General features: G+C 43.3%; 12 protein-coding genes, 6 tRNA genes and 1 pseudogene. 15 read left to right on the top strand and 4 right to left on the bottom strand.

The window, feature by feature from the left end; all coding sequences use genetic code 11:
• Nucleotides 1–232 precede the first annotated feature (232 nt).
• From gltX to sps_RS17945, 8 genes are all read left to right on the top strand, one after another.
• Nucleotides 233–1,642 carry a glutamate--tRNA ligase gene (gene gltX / locus sps_RS17980; protein ID WP_077753765.1) on the top strand — a complete coding sequence of 470 codons (1,410 nt, stop codon included), beginning with the start codon at nucleotides 233–235 and terminating at the stop codon, nucleotides 1,640–1,642.
• Between the two features lie 110 nt (nucleotides 1,643–1,752).
• Nucleotides 1,753–1,828 (top strand) — tRNA-Ala (locus sps_RS17975).
• Between the two features lie 151 nt (nucleotides 1,829–1,979).
• Nucleotides 1,980–2,055, top strand: a tRNA-Glu gene (locus sps_RS17970).
• A 138-nt stretch (nucleotides 2,056–2,193) separates the two neighbouring features.
• Nucleotides 2,194–2,269, top strand: a tRNA-Glu gene (locus sps_RS17965).
• A 137-nt stretch (nucleotides 2,270–2,406) separates the two neighbouring features.
• A tRNA-Glu gene (locus tag sps_RS17960) sits at nucleotides 2,407–2,482 on the top strand.
• A gap of 150 nt (nucleotides 2,483–2,632) precedes the next feature.
• Nucleotides 2,633–2,708, top strand: a tRNA-Glu gene (locus tag sps_RS17955).
• A 39-nt stretch (nucleotides 2,709–2,747) separates the two neighbouring features.
• Nucleotides 2,748–2,823, top strand: a tRNA-Ala gene (locus sps_RS17950).
• A gap of 307 nt (nucleotides 2,824–3,130) precedes the next feature.
• Nucleotides 3,131–4,163 (top strand): IS630 family transposase gene (locus sps_RS17945; RefSeq protein WP_169915688.1). Its coding sequence is split into 2 segments (ribosomal slippage): nucleotides 3,131–3,597 and nucleotides 3,596–4,163, totalling 1,035 coding nucleotides; the frame shifts between segments, so codons are not numbered across the junction.
• Here the strand turns inward: sps_RS17945 and sps_RS17940 are convergent.
• A pseudogene (locus sps_RS17940) lies at nucleotides 4,105–5,029 on the bottom strand (IS982 family transposase). The gene sps_RS17945 and the pseudogene sps_RS17940 sit on opposite strands and share 59 nt — an antisense overlap.
• Nucleotides 5,030–5,190: 161 nt before the next feature.
• The gene (locus sps_RS17935) at nucleotides 5,191–7,020 is read right to left on the bottom strand and encodes an ABC transporter ATP-binding protein (protein WP_077753764.1); all 1,830 of its coding nucleotides are present in this window, start codon (nucleotides 7,018–7,020) and stop codon (nucleotides 5,191–5,193) included.
• 168 nt (nucleotides 7,021–7,188) lie between these two features.
• Here sps_RS17935 and sps_RS17930 point away from each other — a divergent pair, with 168 nt between their 5' ends.
• The 7 genes from sps_RS17930 to sstT all read left to right on the top strand — a co-directional run bounded on the left by sps_RS17930 (nucleotide 7,189) and on the right by sstT (nucleotide 15,310).
• Nucleotides 7,189–8,721, top strand: a complete 1,533-nt coding sequence (locus sps_RS17930; RefSeq protein ID WP_077753763.1) for a DNA-3-methyladenine glycosylase 2 family protein — start codon at nucleotides 7,189–7,191, stop codon at nucleotides 8,719–8,721.
• The gene (locus sps_RS17925; protein WP_418346671.1) at nucleotides 8,718–9,281 is read left to right on the top strand and encodes a methylated-DNA--[protein]-cysteine S-methyltransferase; all 564 of its coding nucleotides are present in this window, start codon (nucleotides 8,718–8,720) and stop codon (nucleotides 9,279–9,281) included. The genes sps_RS17930 and sps_RS17925 overlap by 4 nt, the downstream gene beginning before the upstream one ends.
• 155 nt (nucleotides 9,282–9,436) lie before the next feature.
• A complete protein-coding gene (locus tag sps_RS17920; protein ID WP_077753761.1) occupies nucleotides 9,437–10,732 on the top strand; it encodes a DEAD/DEAH box helicase in 1,296 nt (431 codons plus the stop codon).
• Nucleotides 10,733–10,871: 139 nt separating this feature from the next.
• Nucleotides 10,872–11,342: a phosphatase domain-containing protein gene (locus tag sps_RS17915; RefSeq protein WP_077753760.1), complete on the top strand. Its 471-nt coding sequence runs from the start codon at nucleotides 10,872–10,874 to the stop codon at nucleotides 11,340–11,342.
• Between the two features lie 35 nt (nucleotides 11,343–11,377).
• A complete protein-coding gene (locus sps_RS17910; protein ID WP_149027302.1) occupies nucleotides 11,378–12,904 on the top strand; it encodes a phospholipase D family protein in 1,527 nt (508 codons plus the stop codon).
• 92 nt (nucleotides 12,905–12,996) lie between these two features.
• On the top strand, nucleotides 12,997–13,893 hold the full coding sequence (locus sps_RS17905) for a chemotaxis protein CheV (protein ID WP_077753759.1): 897 nt from the start codon (nucleotides 12,997–12,999) through the stop codon (nucleotides 13,891–13,893).
• A gap of 187 nt (nucleotides 13,894–14,080) precedes the next feature.
• Entirely contained in the window at nucleotides 14,081–15,310 is a 1,230-nt protein-coding gene (sstT, locus tag sps_RS17900) for a serine/threonine transporter SstT (protein ID WP_077753758.1), read from the top strand.
• A 36-nt stretch (nucleotides 15,311–15,346) separates the two neighbouring features.
• Here the strand turns inward: sstT and sps_RS17895 are convergent, their stop codons facing one another.
• Nucleotides 15,347–16,123 (bottom strand): OmpA family protein, encoded by a 777-nt coding sequence (locus tag sps_RS17895; RefSeq protein WP_077753757.1) that lies wholly within the window; start codon nucleotides 16,121–16,123, stop codon nucleotides 15,347–15,349.
• Nucleotides 16,120–17,352, bottom strand: coding sequence for a glycosyltransferase family 4 protein (locus tag sps_RS17890; RefSeq protein ID WP_077753756.1), 1,233 nt, complete (start codon nucleotides 17,350–17,352; stop codon nucleotides 16,120–16,122). Before sps_RS17890 ends, sps_RS17895 begins: the two co-directional genes overlap by 4 nt.
• Nucleotide 17,353 lies beyond the last annotated feature (1 nt).

Below are 17,353 nucleotides of genomic sequence, written 5' to 3'. Positions count from 1 at the left end.
GGAAAATAGCTAAGCTAATTCCTCAATTGTGCATTTACCCAAAGTCTATATTTGGTGCTAGTAGTGCTAGGTCCAAATAAAGCACTGAGCGAGTTAATGGCGATCTAAACGAGGTGCGGGTAAGGTTCTTAGCATTGGCAATTTCCCTAAGGCTATTTGGCTGTTAGAATATGCGCCACATTCATTGGTACAGTCTAGAATTTAGACTTTTCTATATAGGTTAGTGTCCATTATGACAACTAAGACGCGTTTTGCTCCAAGCCCTACCGGTTTTTTACATGTTGGTGGTGCTCGTACTGCTCTTTATTCATGGCTATATGCTCGTGCCAATAGCGGTGAGTTTGTTCTTCGCATCGAAGATACTGACATTGAACGTTCAACACCGGAAGCATGCGAGGCAATTCTTGATGGAATGGAGTGGCTAGGGCTTAATTGGGATCAGGGACCTTATTACCAGACAAAACGTTTCGACCGATACAATGAAATTATTGCTCAGATGTTAGATAAGGGCAGTGCTTATAAATGTTACTGTTCTCGTGAGCGCATCGAGAAAATGCGTGAAGAACAGGCCGCTAATGGCGAGAGTCAAAAGTACGATGGTTGTTGTCGGGATCTGGCTCCGCGTAATACAGATGAGCCTTTTGTTATCCGATTTAAAAATCCAACTGAGGGCAGTGTAGTTTTCGATGATCATGTTCGTGGTCGAATTGAAATCGCTAACTCAGAACTAGATGATCTTATTATCGCTCGTACTGAGGGAACGCCTACTTATAACTTCTGTGTCGTAGTTGATGATTGGGATATGGGGATTACGTGTGTCGTTCGAGGTGAAGACCATATTAATAACACTCCTCGTCAAATCAACATTCTAAAAGCATTAGGTGCTCCGATTCCTGAATATGCACACGTAGCTATGATTTTAGGTGATGATGGTGCCAAGCTTTCTAAGCGTCATGGTGCTGTTGGTGTCATGCAATATCGTGATGATGGTTACTTGCCAGAAGCACTGCTTAACTATTTAGTGCGTTTAGGTTGGTCACATGGCGATCAAGAAATCTTCTCTCTCGATGAGATGAAGCAACTCTTTAAGCTTGAAGATATCAATAAGGCTGCTTCAGCATTTAATACCGAAAAGCTGATCTGGTTAAACCAACACTATATAAAGGAGCTTGCTCCTGAATATGTTGCTAAGCAATTAGAATGGCATATGACAGATCAAAGTATCGATACCAGTAATGGTCCTGTGTTATCTGATGTCGTCACTGCTTTAGCGGAACGTGCAAAAACATTGAAGGAGATGGCGACATCGAGTCGTTACTTTTTTGAAGATTTTGACGACTTTGATGCAACAGCGGCTAAAAAGCACCTTAGAGGGGTCGCTATGGAGCCTCTGCAACTAGTTCAAAAGAAATTGACTGAGTTAAATGAGTGGACCTTAGAAGGAATCCATCAAACAATTGAAGATACAGCTGCTGAATTAGAAGTAGGAATGGGTAAAGTCGGTATGCCTTTACGTGTTGCCGTCACGGGAGCTGGGATGTCTCCTGCTGTTGATTTGACCTTATTCTTGGTTGGAAAGGCTCGTTGCGAGCAAAGAATCTCCAAAGCGATTGAATTTGTAGCAAATAGAATAAATTCCTAAAAAACGAGTTGACACTTTTGGGTGTGCTGCATAGAATGCGCCACGCACTTGAGACACAACGAAGCAAAAGCTTAGTAGCACACTCGAAAGTGTAGTTTTATCGTTAGTGAGGGGCCTTAGCTCAGCTGGGAGAGCGCAACACTGGCAGTGTTGAGGTCAGCGGTTCGATCCCGCTAGGCTCCACCATCTAACGAACTCTTTTCTTAATAGAGTCTAAACAATAAGAACCTACCCTAGAGTCTAGTAGGATTGAGTAGGTTAAGTTTGAATCCATAGCCTTCGGCTTCAAACTTATAGGCAACTCTTTATTTATAGAGTTTAAAGAATAAATGTCCGGGTCCCCATCGTCTAGAGGCCTAGGACACCGCCCTTTCACGGCGGTAACAGGGGTTCGAATCCCCTTGGGGATACCAATCTTTTCAGTTATTTGGCTTTTTGCCTGAATGATTTGAAAGGCACCCAGTTTGGGTAAAATGTACCGCTCTTATTCACGCCTTTGAGTATTAGCCTATAAGCTCTTTATTTATAGAGTCTAAACAATAAAAGTCCGGGTCCCCATCGTCTAGAGGCCTAGGACACCGCCCTTTCACGGCGGTAACAGGGGTTCGAATCCCCTTGGGGATACCAATCTTTCAGTTATTTGGCTTTTTGCCTGAATGATTTGAAAGGCACCCAGTTTGGGTAAAATGTACCGCTCTTACTCACGCCTTTGAGTATTAGCCTATAAGCTCTTTATTTATAGAGTTTAAAGAATAAAAGTCCGGGTCCCCATCGTCTAGAGGCCTAGGACACCGCCCTTTCACGGCGGTAACAGGGGTTCGAATCCCCTTGGGGATACCACATTTCTTTTTAACTGATGTTTATTCGGTTAAATGTGAAAAGACTCACTCTTTAACGAGCCAGTGAATCGACATGTACCGCTCTTACTCACGCCTTTGAGTATTAGCCTATAAGCTCTTTATTTATAGAGTCTAAACAATAAAAGTCCGGGTCCCCATCGTCTAGAGGCCTAGGACACCGCCCTTTCACGGCGGTAACAGGGGTTCGAATCCCCTTGGGGATACCAATTTTCAAAGTTTCATGCTTATATTCCAGTGCATGAAATGGGGCCTTAGCTCAGCTGGGAGAGCGCAACACTGGCAGTGTTGAGGTCAGCGGTTCGATCCCGCTAGGCTCCACCATCTATATCTTGCTTTTATCTGAATAGATTAGGGCAGACATCTAAACCACTGAAAGGTGGTTTTTTTGTATCTGATCTTTACTCGCTCCTTTTCACTAGCCTTACCATTTTCTTATACCGATTGGTATTATTCATCCTAGGCACTTTAAACCCGCTTAATGATCAGAGTTTCTACGATTGGGCATTAGATAATCAACCCCAGATCGGTTTAACGAATTACTACAATCGAGTTGAATTCAGCCGTTGTTATACCAATCAGTAATGAGTTGTGATCTAATATAGGTATCGCAAATAACCCGTATCTCCGTTTGAAAAACTATACCGCTGAAGAGATTTTAATCTTATCTAGAGCAGAAAAAGAGCCGCGTAAACGGATCCGATTACTGGCAGTAGCCTTATTCCTAGAGGGGCATAGCCGAACAGATGTCGCCGAGAGACTAAAAGTAGCCCGTGGCAGTGTTAACGCCTGGGTAGCAAAATATCTTGCGAGCGGCCCCAAAGGATTAGATGCCAAAAAGAATAAGGGCCGTGATAGCTACCTCACCTCAAGCCAAAAGCAGCAACTAAGTGCATATATAGAAGAACAAAGCATAAGTTCCTCTGGAGGCAGACTGACAGGTGACGCTATCCTAAAATATATTCAGCTACGCTTTAATGTCGACTACCACCCGAATGCGATTTACAAACTACTGGAACAGTTAAGTTTTAGCTGGATAACTAGTCGTTCTAAGCATCCAAAGCAATCACCTGAAGCCCAAATGGCTTTTAAAAAAGTTCCAACTGGAAACGATCCTTAACATCCCTGGTAGTGTGGCGCTTGAACGGGTAGATATTTGGTTTCAGGATGAGGCTCGATTTGGTCAACAAAATAGTACGACACGCTTGTGGGCGAGAAAAGGGACGCGTCCAAGAGCTGTGCGTCAGCAGCAATTTGAATATGTCCATTTCTTTGGTGCTGTTTGCCCACAAACAGGAGAGACTGAAGCGATAATTACGCCATACCTAAGTAAGGACATTATGCGTCAACATCTATCACTGATATCCCAAAGAACAAAGGCTGGTCGACATGCTGTTGTTGTGATGGATGGTGCAGGTTGGCATACCGATGATATAGCGGATGAATTTAATAATCTAAGTATCATCAAGTTACCTCCGTACTCACCAGAGCTAAACCCAATAGAACAAGTATGGAGTTGGTTACGACAACATCACCTTGCTAATCGCAGTTTCAAAGGTTACGAGGATATAGTGGATGCCTGTTCGATTGCTTGGAACTGTTTCATTAGTGATACAAAAAGAGTGGTGTCACTATGCCGAAGGGACTGGGCAATAATGACTTAATGTTAAGATGGAATGGTATTATATTAAGTTGTGGCTTACGCTCTTTGAGTTGATAAGCCACTAAACCCAATCATATTAAGCATAAAACCATGCACACTTCGATGTCTTGTATGCTCAATTTGAGAGATGTTTTTTAACTGGTCGTTAATTGTCTCTATGATAAAATGTCTAGAGAGCATCGCTCTATCCCACAATGATAACGCTTTTACTTTCATGTTCTTACGCACGTTATTAATAATGGTTACCCCGCGTTCTAATAAGTCACTGGCCAGTGCTTTACTGATATACCCTTTATCTGCATAAAGTTTGTCCATTGAGTCAACTACCATCTCTTTAACCGGTTTTGTGTCATGTACATTTGCAGGTGTTATTTTTGCCGCAACAATACCGCCTTGATGATTCACAATGAGATGAAGTTTGAATCCATAGAACCACCCCATGGTACCTTTTCCTCGACTGGCTAAGCCTGATAAGGTTTTGTGCCTTGGAATTCGTAAGTTGTGGCAGACCTTAATGCTGGTTGAATCAACGAACTCTATGCCTGTAGGCTCGCTTTTTAGAGAGGAAAAGTAACTGCATAGTGGGACCATTGCGCTGGGCATCACTTCAAGAAATCGGGTGTAGCTAAGTAAGTTGGGAAATTCGGATTTAAAGAAACGAGCCAAATATCCGGTGTAGAAGTTTTTAAAGTCACGATGATGAGATATATGGAAAGCTATGATTATTGTCATTATTTCGCTCATAGCCATTCTACTGGAGCGTTTACGTTTGCGAGTTCCATCAGTTAGACATTGTTGTTCCCATTGAGGAATAAAAACAGAACAAAAATCATCGACATCACAAAATACATCCACTAAATTATCCATATGCCCTCTGCGTGATTGATTAATCTTGGTCGAAAGATCTGATCACAAAGAGGGCTATTAGTTCAATTTCTTATCCCGAGTTCAGGTTAATCAAGAGTTTACGGAATGAAAAGCATAAATAAGCCATCTGAATGATGGCTTATTTTCACTATCGTTCGCTATTAATCTAGGCCTAAGAAGCCACCAGTCTGGTGTGCCCATAGTTGAGCATAGATACCGCCATTATTTATCAGTTCTTGGTGGGTTCCTTCTTCAACAATATTGCCTTCATCTAAGACAATTAATCTATCCATAGCGGCTATGGTAGAGAGCCTATGGGCAATGGCAATCACTGTCTTGCCTTCCATTAGTTGGTATAAGCTTTCTTGTATCGCGGCTTCTACTTCCGAGTCTAATGCCGAAGTCGCCTCATCAAGTAGCAAGATAGGTGCATTTTTGAGAAGCACTCGTGCAATGGCGATGCGTTGTCTCTGACCGCCTGAAAGTTTGACACCTCGTTCACCAACTTGAGCATCTAATCCAAGATTACCTTCTGGGTCCGTCAAGGTGTGGATAAAGTCATAGGCCTGTGCACTCTTGATTGCACTCATCAGCTCCTCATCGCTGGCATCGGGTTTACCATAGAGAATATTTTCACGAATTGATCTGTGTAGCAATGACGTATCTTGCGTGACCATGCCTATGTTGGCACGTAGAGAGTCCTGTTGAACATGCTTGATGTTCTGTTTGTCGATTTCGATTGTCCCTTTTTCAACATCATAGAAGCGCATCAGCAAGTTGACTAATGTTGACTTTCCAGCGCCAGAGCGACCTACTAGCCCGACTTTTTCACCTGCTTTTATCTTTAAGTTCAGTAGTTCTATCACACCGCTACTTTCACCATAGTGAAAGCTGACTTCAGTAAAGTCGATGGCGCCTTTTTCGACACTGATCTTAGGTGCGTCTTTTAGATCTTGTATCTCAGTCGGTTTAGACAAGGTGTTCATACCATCGGCAACAGTCCCTATATTTTCGAACAAGGAACTTATTTCCCACATGATCCACTGGGACATACCATTTAATCTTAAGGCGAGACTGATGGCTATGGCGATCGCTCCGACTGTGATGGCACTCGTTGTCCATAACCAAATTGACACGGCTGCGATGGCAAATGCGAGTAGGTAGTTGATGATTTGAACACTGACATTGATACCTGTGACGAGTCTCATCTGCCGATACACGGTATTTAGAAACGTCTTCATGCTGCCTTGTGCGTATTCGGCTTCTTTCTGAGTGTGTGAAAACAGCTTCACGGTGGTGATATTGGTATAGCTGTCGACTATGCGACCAGTCATATTTGAACGCGCATCGGCCTGTTCGGTCGAAACTTTCTTCAATTGAGGTAAAAACCTCAATTGAAGGCAGATATACAAACCTAACCAGATCAACATAGGTAGCATTAAGCGTAGATCTGCATTGGCGATCATAACTAGCATAGAAGTGAAGTAAACTAAGATGTATACAAGCACATCCAACAGTTTCGTTACGGTTTCCCTGACTGCTAACGAAGTTTGCATCACTTTAGTGGCTATACGACCCGCAAAATCATTTTGATAAAAAGAAACGCTTTGTTTCAGTAAATACCTATGGGCTAACCACCTGATGGACATAGGGTAGTTACCAAGGAGTCCTTGATAAACTATCAGTGCATGTAATAAGACTAATGAAGGTATCACCACTAAGACTAACACCGTCATCCCGATCAGCTTGAGGCCTTCATTCTCAAACAAGGTCTCAGGATCATTAGCAATCAATAAGTCGACAAGTTGGCCCATGAAGCCAAATAATGAGACTTCTAATATGGCTAGAATGGCGGTAAGGATGGACATTAGTATCAGCGGGCGTTCGAACCCTTTGGTGTAATGGCGGCAAAAAGCATATATCCCCTGAGGAGGCTGCTCGGGTTCCGCTGAGGAGAGGGGGTCAACCCATGACTCAAATCGTTTAAACATCTGTTACTCAATAATAATGAATTAATTATATCTGTTGCTAGCATATCGTAAATAGATCACTTTGACTTAACTTTGCCTTTTTTGTATTCAGTTCCGTTTTCCGCTAGTTCGTACCGCTTTTATTCAGTAAGGTGCCTTTAAGGTTTTCCTTTTATAGTTAGCACAAATATGTCGAATGTCTTGCCCCAGTTATCCAACGAATCTTGTAGAAAAGCCAGGTTGTCCCGTGATCCACGTTTCGACGGGAAATTTTTTATCGGGGTGCTTACAACCGGTATCTTCTGTCGGCCAATTTGTCCTGCTGTGGCGCCGAAGGAGGAGAATGTTCGCTATTTTGATTCAGCTGTCAGTGCGTCTAGTGCAGGGCTAAGACCTTGTCTGCGTTGCCGGCCCGACAGCGCACCTGATTCCAATGCTTGGAAAGGTACTCGCACGACGTTAGAGCGGGCACTTGCCCTGATAGAGGGGGGCGTGCTTTCTGGAAGTGATGGGGTAGGCATTGAAGTATTATCTGACAGGTTGGGCATTTCCAGCCGCTATCTCAGGCAGCTTTTTAGTGACAACTTTGGTACGTCTCCTAAAAAGTATGCCCAATTTCGTGATTTAATGTTCGCTAAGCAGCTTCTGCATCAGACGAATTTAAGTGTCACTCAGATTGCGTTTGCATCAGGGTTTAACAGTGTCAGGCGATTTAATGAGTCATTTAAACATACGTTAAAACTCACGCCTACCGCCTTGAGAAAAACGAATCAGAAAAGTGCTGAGGTTGGGAAGGGGAATGACAAGCTTGAATTAATAACAGATGGTGTGATGCTGTCCCTGTTTTTCACCTATAGGCCGCCATTGAACTGGACTCGTCAGATGGCATTTTATCGACAGCGTATGGTCGCGAATATGGAGTGGGAAGTATGCGGGGATGGTTATGGGAGAAGCTTCCAGTTTGGTGAAACGAAAGGGTATTTTGAGGCAATTCATCGAGTAGAAAAAAATGGATTTAAGATCAATATTTATCTGGCCTCTAGTGATCACCTCGCTAGTTTAAAAGATATTACCATGCAGATCCGTAGGCTGTTAGATCTGGATGCAGATATGGACAAGATTGAAACTGTTTTAGGTTCGACAGCTATTATGACTCACAATATGATCCGTGGGTTAAGGTTACCCGGCACCTGGTCTGTTTTTGAAGCGGGTTGTCGTGCTGTACTGGGTCAGCAGGTGAGTATTATACAAGCTACTAAACTGTTAAACACTCTGGTTAAAGCCTATGGTGAGAATGTGACTATTTCAGGTAAGCAAGTTGTCCTTTTTCCTACGCCAACAGCAATTGCTGAAGCCTCACTCGATGAGCTCAAAATGCCTGGAGCGAGGAAAATGGCGCTAAAAGCATTAGGGAAATTTGTGAGTGAGAATCCTGATGGCTATGTCGATACCTGGTTATCTATCAAAGGTATAGGTCCCTGGACGCTTGCCTATGCCAAGATGCGTGGCCTAAGTGACCCGGATGTCCTATTGTGTTCCGATCTAGTGGTTAAGAAAAAGGTATTAGGCCTGTATCAACAAGGCATAGAAAACGTTACTCAGGATGAGCAAGCAGACGACTGCTCAATTCGACTCGATTATAGTGAGCTAACCAACACGCTCACCGAGCAAGTGTCTCCCTGGGGCAGCTATTTAACTTTTCAATTATGGAACTTAGCATGAAGCAATTAACTGATGCCCCTGTATTTGCCTATGTCGATAAAGAATGGCCTATTTCCGCCGAAACCATCATGGCTAAAACGGTAACGACTCAGGTGGGTGAGATTTATATTAGGGCGAATCAATTTGGTTTATCACATCTGAGCTTAGTCAATGCCAAATTAGAGACAAGTGAACTAACAGAGTTAAATCAACAAGCCTTTATCTATTTAACTCAAGCTGAATGTGAGCTAAAAGAGTATTTTGCAGGTCAGCGACAACACTTTTCAGTGTCTTTAGCGCCCACGGGAACCGAGTTTCAAAGAGAGGTGTGGCAGGCCTTGTTAGCGCTAGATTATGGCTGTACCTGTAGTTATGCCGATATTGCCAACAAGATAAACAGACCTAAAGCCGTGAGAGCCGTTGGGGCTGCGAATGGGGCTAACTCCATTGCTATTATCATTCCATGCCATAGAGTGATAGGAAAAAATGGCAGCTTAACTGGCTATGCTTATGGCCTTGAGATGAAAAAGTCCCTACTCAAATTGGAAAGCTATCAGGCTTTTAGCTCATTTAATGATTAACTTTATGAGTCCTTTTCTGCATTAAATTGTCTCATAGGTTTTCGTGGCAAAGGGCCCCAATCGTAAAAATCAAAATAAAAGCTTTCCCTGCTGATCTAGCGTAGAATATGAACCATATTTAATATTGCCTCCTTTTTACGGATCTGTTCATCCTTATGACCCAAGTAGACCCCTCACAAGCAAAACCTGAAATTACATTCGAACAACTTGGGTTAATCCCTGAACTGCTAAAACGTTTAACCTTACTCGAGTATCTCAATCCCACGTTAGTTCAAGGGAAAACAATTCCGGCCGTTTTAACGGGCAGAGATTTACTGGCTGGTGCTATTACAGGCTCAGGTAAAACAGCCGCTTTTGCTTTACCTATGTTGCAGAAACTAGCGAAGAGTAGCGCCAAGGCTTCTAAAGGAAACCAGGTCAGTGGCCTTGTTTTAGTCCCAACCCGAGAACTTGCTCAACAGGTTGCTGAGAGCTTTAAGAGCTACGGACAATTAATTAAGCCTAGATTGAAAATAGAGGCTGTATTTGGTGGTGTGTCGGCTAATACCCAAATGTTAGCCATGAGAGGTGGCGCCGATGTTCTCGTTGCGACTCCTGGTCGGTTACTCGATCTGATTTCCAGTAACGCCATTAAGCTTGACGACGTAAAAACATTAGTGCTTGATGAAGCGGATCGTATGTTGAGTCTCGGATTCACTGAAGAATTGAATCAAGTACTTGCTTTACTGCCTAAACATAAACAAACCTTGTTGTTTTCAGCGACATTTCCTGAAGAAGTCAAAATCCTTACCGATAGACTATTATCGACTCCAGTCGAAGTTCAGATCCAGACTGAGGAAACATCGACCATTAAACAGCAGGTGTATACGGTTAACCGAAATCGTAAGACAGCCTTGCTAGCGCATCTCATTAAAGAGAATGATTGGCGACAAGTTTTAGTGTTTGCCAGTGCGAAAAATACCTGTAATCGACTCGAGCAAAAATTGGCCAAGGCTGGAGTTGCAGCACAGATATTTCACAGTGATAAATCACAAGGTGCGAGAACTAAGGTGCTCGAGGCGTTTAAAAGTGGTGAGACCCATGTGTTAATCGCCACCGATATCGCTGCTCGTGGTATCGATATCGACAAGCTACCTGTGGTGATTAATTACGAACTGCCGAGAAGCCCAGTTGATTATATGCACCGTATAGGTCGAAGTGGTCGTGCAGGTGAGGCTGGACTGGCACTATCACTTATCTCTCATGATGAATATCAGCATTTTAAACTCATCGAGAAAAAGAATAAGCTCAGGTTAGATCGCGAACAAGTTGAAGGCTTCGAAGCCGATGAGGAGGCGCCTTTAGATTGTCCCTCAAGAGAGATTAAACCTATGGCAGCCCCAGAAGGAATGGGTAAGAAAAAACGCAAGAAGTTACCTAAAGCGAATGCTGAACTCTGGACGAAAAAGTAGCAGTCTTAATGGCTAGCTAATTCATATTTAGTTAACGGTGCGGTTACTGTTTTGAACTTACTGTAGTAATTTATTCAAGTGAGTTGCAGCAGTAGACGTGCCGTCATATTTCAACGTAAATAAAGAGTGGTAAAAGGTTATGCAGCATCTATTTTGGTTAGTTGAAGACAAAATTGCTGGACGCAGTGGACCTAACAAGGAAGCGTGGGATTTAAATGAAATAAAGAGTGCGGGTATAGGTGCTGTGCTGTCTGTTAATGGTGGTGAAAAATGTGATCCCCAAGCCTTTATTGATGCAGACTTATCTTATGCCTGTATTCCATTTTCAAGTAACATCCCCCCCAAAGAAGAAGATTTGGATCTGTGTGTGGAGCAGCTACCGAAGGCATTAGCTTTCATTCGTGAATGCGAAGAAAACAATGTCCCAGTCTTGATCCATTGTCGTTCTGGAAAAGATAGAACGGCATTAATTATGGCTTATTACTTGATGGAAAACGGTGCGGCTCCGCTACATGCTGTTAGTCAGGTTCGTGCAGTCAGGGACATCGCTTTTAGTGCCGAGGGATGGGATCAATTTGCATTCGATGTGCTCTATGCATTACAAGATTAAACAATAAATAAACGAGTTGGGTAACAGGAGCTAGGATGGCGAAAAATAAACTGTATTTGAGGCTAGTTTCAGTTTTATTTTTTCTGTTGTCTGCTTGTAGCAGTGTCCCCGAGTTAGCTGATAAAAAAACAAGTTACCGTCTGCTTCCCGCAGACGACTCCCCCTTGGCCATACACGTTGGGCCACAAGTCAGTGAACATCCTGAGCAAACTGGGGCCATTCCTTTAATTAATGGTCTAGATGCTTTTATTGCCAGATTAGCACTGATTAAATCAGCTAATACGAGTATCGATCTCCAATATTATATTTACCGCAATGATGATGCGGGTAAGCTACTGATTTGGCATGTGCTGGATGCGGCTGAGCGCGGTGTTAGGATTCGAATTCTACTCGACGACCTTACCAGTAAAAACCTAGATCAAGGGTTGTTGAATTTAGCGAGTCACCGCAACATTGATGTTCGTCTGTTTAATCCTTCATTTTTCCGCCGTTTTCGGGGGCTGGAGTTCATTACTGGTTTTTCCAGAATGAATCGCCGTATGCATAATAAATCTCTTACGGTTGATAATTCGGCGACGATTGTTGGGGGAAGAAACATTGGTAATGAGTACTTCTCAAATAATGAGGATGTAGACTTTGGTGATTTTGACTTAATGGTTATCGGAGAGGCCGTGGAGAAGGTATCCACCCAATTCGATAGATATTGGAATGCGGATACTAGCTTTCCAATTGCCAGCTTAACGAATAATGTTACTGCTGCTGATGATGAGCTTGAAAGGTTAGGCAGTTTATTAGAGCTCGAGCGTGAAGCTTTTGAATCAAATCAATATGTGGGACGTTTGAAACTGAGTCAGCTTTTACAACAAATTCAGGAGAACCGACTCATTTGGCATTGGGGGAAAAGTGAGGTTGTCTATGATCCTCCCGAGAAAGCGAAAAATCAGTTACAACAAGAATGGCTATTGTCGGATTTGTCTCGATTTCTGTCTGGCGCTCAAAAAGAAGTCTTGATTGTCTCCCCCTATTTTGTGCCAACAAAAGCAGGGACAAGAAGTTTAGTTCAGTCAGCTAATGCAGGTCTGGATATTACTATCATTACAAACAGCCTTGCAGCTACTGATGTGCTTGCTGTTCATGCCGGCTATCAAGGGTATCGGCAACCATTATTAAAGGCTGGTATTAAGATATATGAAGTAAAAGTTGATCCCCTTAATAAGCCTTCCTCTTGGTCTGGGAGTTCTCGCTCCAGTTTACATGCGAAAACGTTTGTCTTAGATAGGAAGTCAATTTTTGTAGGCTCTTTTAACTTCGATCCAAGATCTGCCCATATTAATACCGAAATGGGCATCATGTTTCATAACGCCATCTTTGCAAATGCTGTGGTTGTTGGTGTGGAAGAGGGTCTAGCCGATTCTACCTATCAGTTGGCATTAGAAGGTGGAGAGCTGATTTGGATAGACGAAGAGAAGAATCGTGTTATTTATGCCGAGCCTGATGCAGGGTTTTGGCGTAAGTTTATGGCTGATCTGATTGCCTTGTTTCCTTTGGAGTCACAGCTTTAGAATTCATCGCGGTTATTTTGATTGGTGTCATCCTTTTTGCACTATGATAGATTAGACTTAACCCATTATTTTATTCTCAATTCGGTACGCTAATGAAGAGTAAGGCCAGTCAATCACAAGGCTTATTGCTTTTTCGTCTGTCACAGACACAACTTTTTGCGCTGGGTACACTTAAGATCCGTGAGCTTGTCCCTTATACGCCTCTCAGTGCTATTCCTCAGTCTCATCCAACCATCATGGGGGCTGCCACTATCAGAGGAAATACCATACCTATCATTGATATGGCATCCGCTGTTGGCTATGCGCCCATAGCCCAAGAAGAATTGTCGAAAAGCTATATTATTATCACTGACTGCCAACGTATGGTCATAGGTTTTCTTGTTCGCGCCATAGATAAGATCATTGAATGTAACTGGCGGGATATCGAGTCTCCTCCAAATAATTTAGGTAAAAATGCTTATTTGACCGGGGTTACCAAGTTTGAAAATAAGTTAGTTCAGCTACTCGATGTCGAGCTACTTCTCTCTAAAGTTTTCCCACCTAGCCCTGAAACAACTAGAGCTATTTTGACCGATGTTCAACGTGAAAAACTGAAGCCTCTTAATATATTGTTAGTTGATGACTCAAAAGTCGCGCGTAAACAGTTATCCGATGCTTTGGACAGTATCAATATTCCCTATCAAGTCACCCCGGATGGGCGAGAAGCCTTAGCCATCATGGAACAGGCTGCCAAAGATGGCATGCCGATACAACTGCTGGTGAGTGATATTGAAATGCCGGGTTTAGATGGATATGAGCTGGCGTTTGAAGTCAAAAACACACCAGCTTTAGCCCAAGCTTACATCATCTTGCATACTTCATTGTCCAGTGAAATTAGTGTGAGTCAGGCCCATCAAGTCGGCGCTAATGAAGCGTTAACTAAATTTGATGCCCATGAGTTGATTAGCGCCATGCTAAGAGGAGCAGAGCAACAGAATGCTAATGTTTAGTATTCTGTTGCCATTATGCTACCAGAGGGTAATATAGTCAGCGTTTAATGCTGTATTACTAGACATGAGAAGGCTGTTTAGATACAACTCCCAATGAAGGAATAACATTCAGGTGCAATTAAGGTTTGTCAAAACCTATGCAGCCTGATTGATATAAAAATAAAATATAATAATGACAGGTCTCTCAATGAATGAAACTCGATCTCTGTTAGCAAAAATTGTTAACGGCAGCCTAGTGCTGCAAATATTATTTGGAATTATCGCCGGTATCTTAGTGGCGACGTTTTCAGAAAGTGCCGCCCAAAGTGTTGCCTTTTTAGGTGGTCTCTTCGTTGGTGCTTTGAAAGCCATTGCACCAATTTTAGTATTTATCTTAGTTGCGGCTTCTATTGCCAATCAAAAGAAGAATGCGAAGACTAATATGAAACCCATAGTGGTCTTGTATCTCTTTGGTACTTTCGCTGCAGCACTAACCGCAGTATTGATGAGCTTCGCTTTCCCTATTAATTTAGTGTTGGCAACCGGTGCTGAAGGCGCTAATCCTCCAGAAGGGATCGGTGAGGTGATCCATACCTTGCTATTCAAACTGGTGGACAATCCTGTTAATGCCCTGATGACTGGTAACTATATTGGCATTTTGGCATGGGGCGTCGGTTTAGGCTTGGCTCTGCATCACGCCAGTGATTCAACCAAACAAGTATTTTCTGATGTGAGCCATGGTATCTCTGAGATGGTACGATTCATCATACGTTTGGCGCCTATCGGTATTTTCGGACTAGTAGCGGCGACATTTGCTGAAACAGGCTTCTCTGCTATCGCAGGTTATGCCCAGCTGTTAGCTGTATTACTTGGTTCTATGGCAATTATTGCGCTTGTGGTGAACCCTATCATAGTGTTTGTCAAGATCCGTCGTAATCCCTATCCGCTGGTCTTTACCTGTTTACGCGAGAGCGGAGTTACGGCCTTCTTTACACGCTCGAGTGCGGCAAATATTCCGGTCAACATGGCGCTATGTGAGAAGTTAAAGCTCCATGAAGATACCTACTCAGTATCAATCCCCTTAGGTGCCACTATTAATATGGGCGGCGCTGCTATTACTATCACTGTATTAACCTTAGCGGCGGTTCACACCATGGGTATTCAGGTTGATATGCTAACAGCGATTCTTTTGAGTGTGGTAGCGGCAGTTTCAGCCTGTGGTGCATCTGGTGTGACTGGGGGGTCTTTATTGCTTATTCCTTTGGCTTGTAGCTTATTTGGTATTTCAAATGATGTGGCCATGCAAGTGGTAGCTGTGGGCTTTATTATCGGTGTTATTCAGGACTCTGCTGAGACTGGCTTGAATAGCTCAACCGATGTGCTCTTTACCGCTGCAGCTTGTGAAGCCGCGGAAATGAAACAGAATCAGACTAGCTAAATCAGACTAGTGCTGAATTTTGCAAGCTCCTGGGTGCTAAAGCCCTGGAGCTTTTTTATTATCTGATGTATTAGCCTCTGTATTATTCACTGGGCTATCCTTCGTATCATGATCTAGATAGAACACCAGTAACTCAACCATGCGATCACCCTGTTTAGACAATCGCAGCTCCCGATTAAGAGACACACGCTCTCCGTGATGAATGACCAATAGCTCTTCAGGCTTGATAGCTAAGTCTTGCAAATATTGCTTAATAGCGAGTGCTCGTCGATAGCTCAAGGCTTTATTGTACTCTTGTGAGCCTGTTTCATCGGCATAAGCGTGCAGCTCTATGCGGTAGGGGGCGGTGTTAAGCTGGCCTAACCAATGAGTAAGTCGCGCTATTTCAGCGATAGTTAGTTGAGCCTGGTCGAATTCAAAAAACAGCTGTAAACGTTTTAAGTGCTGGCTAGGCTGCTGTTCTTGTTGACTTTGTGTAGGGTTATTTAAAAAATCATATTGATGCTCGCTTGGCTCAGTCATATAAAAAGTCAGCTGAGTTGGAATTGTCGGAATTCGTAAGCTCTTTACCTGGATGAACTGATGTTGGTACAGCGGCAGCGCGATAATTTGGCTGTTGCTGGGGGCACCGTGCCAGAGCCAGACGCGTAGCGGTGAATGACCTATATAATGACCGTCTTTATAAATTGCAGCCTCGGTTGGTTTGGTGTTGATGGTCAAGAGTTTGCTTTCACTGCCTTTGGGCACCTCTCCCGAGTCAAGTTGCGCACAGGCCGCAGTAAGCATAAATATCAGCATCAACAGATGTTTCATGATGAAACTTCTTCATACAAGCTTGCCAGTCGTTTGGTTATGGCCTGCCATGAGTATGTTTCGACTGCTTTAAGGGCATGATTTTGGAGGTGATTATAGCGTTTCCTATCTTGTAAAATGTCGGTCATATTCTGATAAAGACTGTCAACTGATTCAACATCAAAGAATAAGCCATTTTCACCATTTCTTACGAAAGAGGGTAAGCCTCCGACATTGCCACAGAGGGCGGGTGTACCCGATGCCCAAGCTTCGAGTACCACAATCCCGAAAGGTTCATAGAGGCTAGGCAGCACAAAGAGCTCTGCGGCGGCATAGGCATTGGCTAAGCTTGGATCATCGAATTTTAAGTTACAGACAAAGCGAACATCCTCATCAACCCCTAGCTCTATAGTTAGGCGTGCTAAAAGGTCGAAGTAGTCCTGATCATAGATAACGCCAATGAGTACTAGCTTTAAATCAGGGGATTGCTTGTGTGTTTTGGCGAAGGCCCTGAGTAAAGTCTCTTGGTTTTTTTGTGGGGTAAAGCTACTGACACACAAGATTATTTTATCGGTTTTAGCGAAATGGTACTTCTCTGTAAATGCCGTTGCGTCACCCGAGGAAAATCTTTGCTGATCTACGCCATTGGGTAGAAAGACGACTTTTTTTTCGGGATATTTAGCCGCTATCTTTTCCCGCTCGTTTTCTCCTACGCAAATAACGGCGTCTGCGCCATCTATCACTTTCGCGCTTTGTAGCAGAAGATCTAAGGGCTTACCCCAGTTAAAACTGCCTTTTAGTGGCAGCATCATATCGTCCAATTGTTCTTTGGGTAGCCCCAAATAGCCGCCATGAATACTGACTACATAGGGAATTCCTTTAAGTCGAGCGGCTATGCGGGCTATAGCTCCCAATCTCCCCATTGTATGCAGGTGGAGGACTCTGGTTTTCTTGCCAAATAGCAGGTAAAAGAACAGGGGGAGAGAAAACATATTACCGCCACGTTTGTCCAATAGAAGCTTGTGTTTTTTTGATAGGCCCAAGCGTGTATAACTGTAACCAAAACGTTTGACTGGAATACCGAAAATAGACTCTTGTTTATTGTCTGATAAGGCTAACGTGGTGACGCTTTCAAGTTGGTAACCGATAGCCTTAAGCTGATGTGCAGTTTCAGTTATCACAGTTTCGGTGCCGCCCCATTCATCTTTTACAAATCTACGTGGTATGTTGATAATGGTTCCTTTCGTCATA

Source organism: Shewanella psychrophila (genome assembly GCF_002005305.1).
Classification (GTDB): Bacteria; Pseudomonadota; Gammaproteobacteria; order Enterobacterales; family Shewanellaceae; genus Shewanella; species Shewanella psychrophila.
The sequence above is the reverse complement of the archived record's forward strand: the minus strand, read 5'-3'. Positions and strand labels throughout refer to the sequence as shown.